This is a genomic window from Nonomuraea zeae, assembly GCF_005889725.1.
GTDB classification, from domain to species: Bacteria; Actinomycetota; Actinomycetes; order Streptosporangiales; family Streptosporangiaceae; genus Nonomuraea; species Nonomuraea zeae.
This window is the reverse complement of record NZ_VCKX01000400.1, coordinates 1-9643: the sequence shown is the minus strand read 5'-3', so window position 1 is coordinate 9643 and position 9643 is coordinate 1. Positions and strand designations below refer to the sequence as shown.

The 9643-nt window shown below is 72.1% G+C and carries 10 protein-coding genes and 1 tRNA gene; 5 read left to right on the top strand and 6 right to left on the bottom strand.

Annotated elements, in window-relative coordinates:
• Positions 1-183 precede the first annotated feature (183 nt).
• Together ETD85_RS56435 and ETD85_RS56430 are read left to right on the top strand one after the other, a co-directional pair.
• A complete protein-coding gene (locus tag ETD85_RS56435) occupies positions 184-1443 on the top strand; it encodes a CynX/NimT family MFS transporter (protein ID WP_240780066.1) in 1260 nt (419 codons plus the stop codon).
• Complete coding sequence (locus tag ETD85_RS56430) at positions 1440-2261, top strand: alanyl-tRNA editing protein (protein ID WP_138698076.1); 822 nt, start codon at positions 1440-1442, stop codon at positions 2259-2261. Before ETD85_RS56435 ends, ETD85_RS56430 begins: the two co-directional genes overlap by 4 nt.
• A 7-nt stretch (positions 2262-2268) precedes the next feature.
• On the opposite strand, the gene ETD85_RS56425 is transcribed toward ETD85_RS56430, so the two are convergent.
• On the bottom strand, positions 2269-3171 hold the full coding sequence (locus ETD85_RS56425) for an RNA polymerase sigma-70 factor (RefSeq protein WP_138698075.1): 903 nt from the start codon (positions 3169-3171) through the stop codon (positions 2269-2271).
• A 74-nt stretch (positions 3172-3245) separates the two neighbouring features.
• On the opposite strand from ETD85_RS56425, the gene ETD85_RS56420 reads away from it, so the two are divergent.
• Both ETD85_RS56420 and ETD85_RS64085 read left to right on the top strand, forming a co-directional pair.
• Positions 3246-3318, top strand: a tRNA-Ala gene (locus ETD85_RS56420).
• Between the two features lie 95 nt (positions 3319-3413).
• Positions 3414-5174, top strand: coding sequence for a hypothetical protein (locus tag ETD85_RS64085; protein ID WP_170247396.1), 1761 nt, complete (start codon positions 3414-3416; stop codon positions 5172-5174).
• Here the strand turns inward: ETD85_RS64085 and ETD85_RS56400 are convergent.
• Complete coding sequence (locus ETD85_RS56400; RefSeq protein ID WP_206059518.1) at positions 5149-5730, bottom strand: P-loop nucleotide/nucleoside kinase family protein; 582 nt, start codon at positions 5728-5730, stop codon at positions 5149-5151. The genes ETD85_RS64085 and ETD85_RS56400 overlap by 26 nt on opposite strands.
• A 2-nt stretch (positions 5731-5732) precedes the next feature.
• Here ETD85_RS56400 and ETD85_RS56395 point away from each other — a divergent pair, with 2 nt between their 5' ends.
• Entirely contained in the window at positions 5733-6164 is a 432-nt protein-coding gene (locus ETD85_RS56395; protein ID WP_206059517.1) for a GNAT family N-acetyltransferase, read from the top strand.
• Positions 6165-6187: 23 nt separating this feature from the next.
• Here the strand turns inward: ETD85_RS56395 and ETD85_RS56390 are convergent, their stop codons facing one another.
• The 4 genes from ETD85_RS56390 to ETD85_RS56375 all read right to left on the bottom strand — a co-directional run.
• Positions 6188-7660 (bottom strand): aminotransferase class I/II-fold pyridoxal phosphate-dependent enzyme, encoded by a 1473-nt coding sequence (locus ETD85_RS56390; RefSeq protein WP_240780065.1) that lies wholly within the window; start codon positions 7658-7660, stop codon positions 6188-6190.
• 107 nt (positions 7661-7767) lie between these two features.
• Complete coding sequence (locus ETD85_RS56385; protein ID WP_138698073.1) at positions 7768-7953, bottom strand: DUF4236 domain-containing protein; 186 nt, start codon at positions 7951-7953, stop codon at positions 7768-7770.
• A gap of 64 nt (positions 7954-8017) precedes the next feature.
• Positions 8018-8221, bottom strand: coding sequence for a DUF4236 domain-containing protein (locus ETD85_RS56380; protein WP_138698072.1), 204 nt, complete (start codon positions 8219-8221; stop codon positions 8018-8020).
• Positions 8222-8246: 25 nt separating this feature from the next.
• Positions 8247-9643 (bottom strand): aminotransferase-like domain-containing protein (locus ETD85_RS56375; protein ID WP_138698071.1); only part of this gene is annotated, 1397 nt, incomplete at its 5' end.

The window sequence follows — 9643 nt, the reverse complement described above, 5'->3', positions numbered from 1 at the left end:
CCCCAGCCTCCCGGCCCGGTGCCCCCGCGCGAGGAGCCCCCGCAGGGCCCGCGCCCTGTTTTGTGACCCGCCGGTGAGACCGGTTCGAGCCCCCGAATCCCGATTTCGGGGGCTTTGTCATAGCTAGGAATAATTGCGGGTTTCGGCCCTGTTAAGGTGGTGATTCGTCCCATGATTTGATGAGTGGAGGACTTCCCCCGCATGAGCGTGCTCGCCCAAGAGTCCCGAACCAGGACCGGCCCTCTCGCCTGGTTGCTCGTGCTGGGCATCGTTCTCGCCGCCCTGAACCTGCGCACCGCCGTCACCAGCGTCGGCCCGCTGCTCGACCAGCTCGCCGGCTCGCTCGGCATGACGAGCGTGGGCACCGGACTGCTCACCACGCTACCGGTGCTGGCCTTCGCCACGGTCGGAGCGGTCACGCCGACGCTCGCCAGGCGGATCGGCGAGCACCGGCTGCTGCTGCTCGCGCTGGTCACGCTGGGCGTGGGCATGCTGGTCAGATCGCTGGCCGGCTCCGCCCCGCTGTTCCTGCTGAGCAGCGCGGTCGCGCTGTCCGGCGGCGCCGTCGGCAACGTGCTCATCCCGACGCTGATCAAGCGCCACTTCCCGGCCCGTACCGGGATCATGACCACCGTCTACACCACGGCCCTGGCGGCGGGCACCATGCTGGCCGCCGCCGCGACGGTGCCGATCGAGCGCGCGTCAGGCGACTGGCACATCGCGCTCGGCGTGTGGGCGGCCCTGGCCGCCGTCGCCGCCATTCCGTGGCTTGCGCTGCTGCGCAGTGAGCCGGAGCGGGACACGGGCAGCCGGGACCTGGGCATCCGCGGCCTGGTCAGGAGTCGGCTGGCCTGGATGATCGCGATCTACTTCGGCACCCAGTCGATGATCGCCTACATCATGTTCGGGTGGCTGGCCACGATCCTCACCGACTCGGGCTTCAGCACCTCGCAGGCCGGGGCGGTGCTGGGGATCTTCACCGCCCTGAACATCCCCGTCTCCATCCTCGTGCCCATGGTGGCCTCCCGCTTCCGTGACCAGCGTCCCATCGTGGCCGGGCTCGTCGCCTTCTACGCGGTCGGGTTCGCCGGGCTCTGGGCGGCGCCCCCGTCGCTGGCGCTGGTGTCGGTGGTGTTCGTGGCCGTGGGGATGGGGTCGTTCCCGCTGGCGCTGATGATGCTGGCGCTGCGCACCCGTACGCCGGAGAGCACGGCCGCGCTGTCGGCCTTCGGGCAGAGCGCCGGGTATCTCATCTCCGGCGCCGGACCGCTGCTGGTCGGCGTGCTGCACCAGGCGACGGGCGGGTGGGCGCTGCCGTACACGCTGATCTTCGTGGTGCTCGCCGCGCAGCTGGTCACCGGCCTGTACGCGGGCCGCAACCGCTACCTGGAGGACGAGCGGCCGCGGGCGGGGGACGGGAGCGCTGAGAGAATCACCGTGTGAGATCCACTGTCGTCACCTTTCCTCAGGGCCTGGTCGCAGGCCGTTCCACGATCGTCGGGGTCGTGCCGGTGGGGGACCGGCACGGTCTCGTCGCCGCCGAGACGCCCTTCCACCCCCTTGACCACACCTGGCCCGACCAGCCCGCCGACCGGGGCGCCATCGGGGGCCTGCCGGTCGTCGACTGCGTCACAGGGGCCCAGTCGAACACCGGCGAGGTCTTCGTCGGCGAGGCCATACCCGTGCGGCGCGGCACCGAGGGCTGGGAGTGGCTGGTCGTCCATGTGACGGAGACGCCGCTGCCCGTGGGCTCCGAGGTGGAGCTGGAGGTGGACCCGGGCTTCCGCGCGGCGCTCTCGGCCGGTCACACGGCCTGTCACCTGGCGGCGCTGGCGCTCAACGCGGCGCTCGCCGCCAGGTGGCGCAAGGAGGCGCCGCTCGACCGGCTCGGCCATCCGGACTTCGACCAGGCGGCGATCTCCTCGTCGCGGATCGAGCCGGGTGGCAGCGTGGACGTCTACCGGCTGGGCAAGTCACTGCGCAAGAAGGGGTTCTCCGCGGAGGACCTCGACCTTGAGCTGGTGGCCCGGCAGGTGAACGACCGGCTGGAGGAGTGGGTGGCGGCGGACGCGCCGGTCCGGGTGGACGTGCCCGGACCGGGACTGACGGCCCGCCGCACGTGGCACTGTGCGCTTCCGGAGGGGGAGGCGTCCATCCCGTGCGGCGGGACCCACGTGACCGGCACGGCGGAGCTGGGCCGCGTCGAGGTCGCGCTCTCGCTGGCCGACTCGGCCCTGACCATGCGCACCACCTGCGGCTGACGGCGGCTCACCCGGCACCGCCGCCCGGCGTCAGATGGGCGATCTTCTCCGGGTTCGCGATGAGGTAGATGGTGGTGATCCGGCCGTCCGCGATCAGCAGCGAGACGACCGTGATCACCCGGCCGCCCACCGAGAGGACCAACGCCGGCGCGCTGTTCAGCTCCGCCATCTCGATGGTCAGGTCGGGAATGGGAGCCATGCCGATCGAGGCCAGGAACCGGGCGGTGTTCGCCGGTGTGTTGATCGACAGGAGGTAGCGGCCGACGTTCTCGGTGCCGGTGATGATCCGCAGGGCCGCCCGTGCCTTGCCGCCGCCGTCGCTGACCATCGTGACCTCGCTCGCGAACAGCTCGATCAGCCCGTCGAGGTCGCCGTTGCCGGCGGCGGCGATGAAGCGCTCGGTGATCCGCCTGCGCTCGCCTCTGTCCACGTCGAAGCGCGGCCGCTTGTCGCGCACGTGATCGCGCGCCCGCCGCGCCAGCTGCCTGGTCGCCGGCTCGGCCCGCCCGATGATCTCCGCGATCTCGGCGAACGGCAGGTCGAACGCCTCCCGCAACACGAACACGGCCCGCTCCAGCGGCGACAGCGTCTCCAGCACCACGAGCAGCGCCATCTCGACGGAGTCGGCCAGCTCGGCGTGCTCGGCGACGTCGGGCGCGGTGCTGAGCGGCTCGGGCAGCCACGGGCCGACGTACGACTCCCGGCGTGACTTGGCCCACCTCAGCCGGTCGATGGCCAGCCGCGAGGTCACCCTGATCAGGAACGCCTTGGGGTCCTCGACGCCCGCCTCGTCCACGGTCGCCCAGCGCAGCCACGCCTCCTGCACCACGTCCTCGGCGTCGGCGACGCTGCCGAGAATCCGGTAGGCGACTCCCGTCAGCAGACTCCGGTGCTCCTCAAAAGTCGGCATAAACCCATAGACGTACCACAACTGCCCGACGTGACACGCGGGCTCCGGAACTCCAGTACACTTGGTGATCGCAAGGGGCTATGGCGCAGTTGGTAGCGCGCCTCCATGGCATGGAGGAGGTCTGGGGTTCGAATCCCCATAGCTCCACTCTTTCCCGATCCGGCGGTGTCCTCAGGACGCCGCCGTTTTCGTATGTTCCGGCCTGTCTGGTCGGCTGCCGCAGCCGGTGGTTTCATACGGCCATGGCGGCTGACTGGGTGTCGGAGCGGTGCTCGCGCATCCTGGCGGGGGTGGCGGAGCGAGGTGAGCTCGGCCACGCCGATCTGCGTACGGCCATGTCGGAGCTGCGCCGCCGCCCCGCGGCCGACGACAGGCCGGCTCGGGCGGACCCGGGCGAAGCGGGCACGGGCGAAGTGGGCACGGGCGAAGCGGGCGCGGACGGGATGGGCGCGGACGGGGTGAGCACGGAGGCCCTGGCGCTGGCGCGGGAGGCGGCTGCCAGGGCGGGGCTCGGGCCCGTCCTGCCCGCGCACCTCGCCGCGGCCGCCGCGCTCTGCTGCGGCTGCGTCGTCGACATGCGGGACGGTGCGGGCAGGTCCATCGCGGCGGCGCTGGCCGCGTGCTGCTACGCCGTGCGCCACACGGACGTGCACGTGATCACGCGCCTGCCGCCCGAGGCCGCGGAGTTCGGCCGCTTCGCCCCCATGTACGAGCACCTCGGCCTGCGGGTGTCGCTCCTCACCGAGGGCGAGTGGGAGATGCACAAGGCGGCCTACACGGCGGACGTCGTCTACAGCGGGACCTACGAGCCGTGTTACGACTACGTGCGCGACCACATGGCCTGGAGCCCCGACGAGCGCGTCCAGCAGGGCCGCCAGGTCGCGATCCTCGACCGGATCGACGACATCCTCCTCCGTCAGGGCCGGGCCCCCGCGGTCATCGCCGACACGGTCGACGAGTCGGCCCGGTGCCGCCAGTTCCACGAGGAGGTCCAGCCGCTGCGGCGGGAGGAGGACTTCGAGGTCTCCGGCCGGCTGGCCCGGCTGACGCCGCGCGGCCTGCGCCGGCTGCGCCTGGAGGACGTCCTGACCCCATCGGCCCTCATCCGGCGCTGCATGGCCGAGGAGGCGCTGGCCGCCGCCCACTGCTTCCACCTGAACAAGGACTACACCGTCCGCGACGGCGTCGTGGCCGGCCACGTGCCCGAGGGCGTCCGGCACGCCCTGGAGGCGAAGGAGGGCCTGGCGATCACCGCCGTGCGGCACACGCTCGGCGAGATCCTGCCCTGGGACTTCTACCGCGAGTACGGCACGCTGGTCGGCCTGTCGCCGACGGCGGTCGTCGCCGCGCCCGCGCTGGACGAGCTGGCCGGAACGGCGGTCGTCGAGCTCAAGGATGGGGCGTCGCCCGCCCTGGTCGGCTCGAAGCAGGACACGGACAGCCCGATGGGGCGCTCCCTGCGCCAGTGGGTCGCCGACATGCTGGAGTTCACCGACGTACGCCGCCGGCACCGGGCCGCGATCTACGCCTCCCGCCGGGCGTTCCTGGCCGGCCAGGACGACGACTGGGCCGGGCGGACACTGGCGTCGGTCGTCGGCGGATACGTGGCCGCCAGGCACCCCGACGCCCGCGCCCTGCACAAGGACCTGGACGACCTCTACTCGACGCCGCTGACGGCCGACGACCTGACCGGGGATCGGGCGCAGGTGCTCGCCCGCGTCCACGCCGACGCGCGGGCGGCCCTGGCCCGCCGGCGGAGCGACCTCGGGGACGAGGTCGCCGCCGAGCTCACGCGCCGGGTCGCGATCGTCGTCACCGACCGGGTCTGGCGGGAGCACCTGATCGCGCTGGAGTATCTGTCCTACTGGCTCACCGGGGACGATCCGCAGAGCCCGCGCGCCCGCTACCACCAGCGGGCCGCCGCCCTCTACGACGCCACCGTCCGCGAGATCCACGAGAGCGCCATGGGCTACCTGTTCAAGCTGGACGTGACCGTTCTCTAGCGTCGCGGGCCGGCTCGGGCGCGTCGAACAGCGCCAGCTCCTCGTCGGTCGGGGCCTCGAACAGCGCCGCCCACCGTTCGATCATGTCCCGGGTGACCACCGCCGTGCCGGGCGTCGCGGAGGCGTTGCGGGATTCGAGACGGCGGCACAGCTCCTCGAAGGGCACCGCGAGATAGCGCAGCTCGACGGCGACGCCGAGAGCTCGGGCGGTGCGGCGCAGCTCGTCGCGCTCGGCCCTGGCCCAGAAGCCGTACTCCAGGATGACGCTCTGGCCCAGCCGCAGCAGGTCCTGGGCGTGCCGCCAGAGCCGCCTTTCGAGCCGGTCGCGGGGCTCCTCCTCGTGCAGGTCGATGCCGAGGTCCGCGAGCCACTCGTCGGGGCACAGCCGGATGAGGGGAAGCCCGGCCGCCAGGCGCTTGGCTATCGTGGTCTTCCCGGAGCCCGGCAGGCCGCAGAGCAGGATCAGTCGTCCCGGGGCCGCGTCGGCCCCTTCGGAGGAGGCCACGCAGGCGCCGGGGTCCGTCGTCCGTTGCGGGAAGTCAGGGAGCTCCATCATTGGTGATCATCGGTCAGGCTACCTCTTTCGACGAGGCCGAGGTGTTCGAGCTGTACGACTCGGTCGGCTGGGGGCCGTGGACGCGGGACATCGCCAGAGTCTGCCGGGCCCTCTCGAACTCGCACGTCGTGCTCGCCGCCAGGGACGAGTCGGGCCGGCTGCTCGGCCTGGCCAGGACGGTGTCCGACGGCGAGCTGGTGTGTTACGTCCAGGAGCTGCTGGTCGACCAGAGGTTCCAGGGACAGGGCATCGGGCGGCGGCTGCTGGAGGAGCTCATGGAGCGGTACGCGCACTGCCGATATTTCCTGCTGACCACCGATCACGAGTCCACGCCGGAAGGGGCGGCGAACCACGCCTTCTACCGCCGCCTCGGCCTGATCGAGCACCATGAGCAGGGGCTGTCGGCGTTCGGCCGCCGGGTCGAAGGCTCCTGAGCCGGCGGGGCGCGGAGAGCGGGTCAGGAGTGGCCGGGGAGCGAGGCGGACAACGCCGCGTGCTCCCAGCGGATGTGCTCCCACGCCTGCTCCACGTGCCGCCGCTGGGTCGCCACGCCCCCGATGGCCATGCGGAGCAGCACCCGTCCGGCGACCTTGGTGTGCGTCATGTACATCGACCCGCTCGCGTTGAGCAGCTCCATCAGCCGCATCGTGGCATGGTCCGCCTCGGCCGCCGGCAGCCCCGGCCAGAGGGGACGGAAGCACACGAGCCCGAGCGGGTGCGGCTCCCACACCTCGAACCCGGGATCGGCCGAGATCCACGACGCCAGGTCCTGGGCCAGCCGCACGCCGTCGCGAATGTGCGCGCGCAGGCCCTCCGCCCCGTACCAGCGGATCACCGACCACAGCTTCAGCGCTCTGAACCGCCGGCCCAGCGGCACCTGCCAGTCCCGGTAGTCGACGACAGAGCCGGTCGAGGTGGCGGCGTTGCGGAGAAATTCCGGCTGGATCGACAGCGCGCCGAGCAGCGGGGCCCGCTCGCCGACCCAGAGCACTGTGCAGTCGAAGTTCGTCAGCAGCCACTTGTGCGGGTTCGTGGAGTAGGAGTCGGCGTACTCGGCCACCCCGTCGTTCAGCCAGCGAAGCTCGGGGCAGATCGCCGCGACCCCGGCGTAGGCGGCGTCCACGTGCAGCCAGATCCCGCGCTCGCGGCACACCGCGCCGAGCGCGGCCACCGGGTCGACGGCCGTGGTGGAGGTGGTGCCCACCGTGGCGCACACCATGACGGGCACGACGCCCGCCGCCGCGTCCTCGTCCAGCAGGGCGCGCAGGTGGCCGGGGTCCATGGCCAGCGTGTCCGGATCGACGTCAACCACGCGTACGCCCGCCGTCCCCAGCCCCGCGATCCGCGCCGCCTTCTCCAGCGACGAGTGCGTCTGGGACGACACGTACATCGTGTAACGCCGGGTGACGCCCTCGGCGGCAACCTGCCCGCCGCCCGCCCGGTGCAGCGCGGCGAGCAGGGCGATCAGGCAGGCGCTCGACGCCGAGTCCTGGATGACGCCGCCGCCCGCCGCGTCCGTCCGGAAGCGGGCGGGCAGGTCCAGCAGCCCGGCCAGCCAGTCGACGACCACGGTCTCCAGCTCGGTGCACGCCGGGCTGGTGACCCACAGCATGCCCTGGACGCCGAGCCCGCTGGAGATCAGGTCGCCCAGGACGGCCGGGCCGCTGGCGTTCGACGGGAAATAGGCGAAGAAGCTCGGGTGCTGCCAGTGCGTGATGCCGGGCAGCAGGATCCGCCCCAGATCGGTCAGCACCGCCTCGAACGGCTCGCCGTGCTCGGGCGGCTCCGGCGGCAGGGCACGCCGGATCTCTCCGGGCTTGACCTGGGACATCACAGGCTGCGATTCGAGGCCGGCGAGATAGTCGGCGATCCAGTCGACCACCTGCTTGCCGTGGCGGCGGAACTCCTCCGGGCTCATGTGAGCACTCATCCGCCCACTGTGCAGCCACGGGCAGGCGTTGGAAAGGGCGGCCGGGCATGAGGTGGAAAGTGGACGGGCCGAGGGCTTTCGCCCCCGGCCCGTTCTATCTCAAGCGGTCACTGACCGCCGAGGGTCTTGCGCCAGTGGAAGCCACCGGGCAGGTTGACCGACAGCGTACGGCGGCCGTCCGCCGTCCGCGTCACTCGGAACAGCCTGTTGCCCCAGCTGTGCCCCACGCCGCGGCGGGACAGGTTCAGCCGGAACGGGCCGAACTTGACGGACTTTCGGTAGCTCCAGCCCATCGCTTGCCTCCTGTCGAGATCGCGAGGACTACCAGCTACCCAAACAAAGTGCGATATATCGGGTTTAGTAATGATTGTGGTATCTGCGACTGCCGAACGTTTTACCCACGTTGAAGCCGCCGGGCAGATGTACGGACACGTGACGGCGGCCGTCGGGAGTGGTCGTGACGTGGAAACGCCGGTTACCGAAACTGTGGCCGACACCATGTCGCGAGAGGTTGATCCGGAAAGGGCCCACCTTGATGGACTTCCTGTAGTGCCAGCCCACTGTCCCTCCTTCGCCAATTGCACGCTCATCTCGACAACGGGCGGGCCGCCCGCCGAGTTCCGCGCGCCGGGTCCCTGACTGCTGCGTTTCCGGACGCCGTGTTGCCGGGCGCCGCGTTTCCCGGCGCGGTGTTTCCGAGCACCGCGTTTCCGGGCACCGCGTTTCTGCGCGAGGTGTTTCTGCGCGCCGTGCTTGTGAGTGCTTCCGCCAGGGCCTCCAGCGCGGGCGGGTAGGCGCGTTCCGGCGGGGCGGCGTACCCGATGAGCAGGCCGCCGGGGCCGCTGCCCGACCAGAGCTGCGAGGCGCCGCGCAGGGCGATGCCGCGGCGCTCGCACTCCTCCAGGACCTCGGCCTCCGCCGGGCCGCTGTCCGGGAGCAGGAGGAGCGCGCGCAGTCCCGCGGGCACGCCGGGCAGGGTCACGCCGGGCAACGGCTGGTCCGGCCCCGGTCCGAGGCGGCTGAGCAGCAGGTCGCGGCGGCGGCGATAGCGCAGGCGGGCGGCGCGTACGTGCCGGTCGTAGTCGTGGGTCTCGATCAGCCTGGCCAGCACGAGCTGGCTCAGCACCTCGGTGTGGGCGTCGGCGTGCCGCTTGGCCTCGGTGACCGGGCCGAGCAGGGCCTGCGGGAGCGCCATCCAGGCCAGGCGCATCGCCGGAGCGAGCGTCTCGGAGGTGGTGCCGCAGTACACCACGTGCTCGGGCGCGGTCCCCTGGAACGCGCCGACCGGCTGCCGGTCGTAGCGGAACTCCCCGTCGTAGTCGTCCTCGATCACCAGCCCGCCCAGGACCGCCCACTCGCGCAGGGCACGGCGGCGGGCCGGGTGCAGGGGGACGCCCATGGGGTACTGGTGGGCGGGCGTGACGACCGCGGCCGCCACGTCGCCGGTGAGCGTGTCCACCCGCGCGCCCCGCTCGTCCACCGGCAGCGGGACGACGCGCCGTCCGGTGCGCCGGATCACCTCGCGGTAGAAGTCGTGGCCCGGCTCCTCCACGGCCACGGGCCCGCCGATCGTCTCTGCGAGCAGGTTGAGCGCCTGGGTGAAACCCGTGGTGACCACGATCCGGTCCGGTGTCGTGAGCACGCCGCGCGTCCTCGCGAGATAGCCGGCCAGCGCCGCCCGGAGCTCGATCCGGCCGCGCGGGTCGCCCAGTCCGAACACCTCGGCGGGCGCGGTGGACAGGACGTGCCGGGTGGCGCGCAGCCAGGCCCGCGCGGGAAAGGCCGACACGTCGGGCCGGCCGGGCCGCAGATCGTGCACGATCCCGGCATCGGTCCCAACATCGGTCCCGGCATCGATCCCGGGCGCCATCACGGGCGCGGAGCTCGCTCCAGGCCCGGAGACCACCGCGGGGGCGGAGGCCCTCACGGGGCGGGAGGTCGCCTGGGTGAAACCCGTGGTGACCACGATCCGGTCCGGTGTCG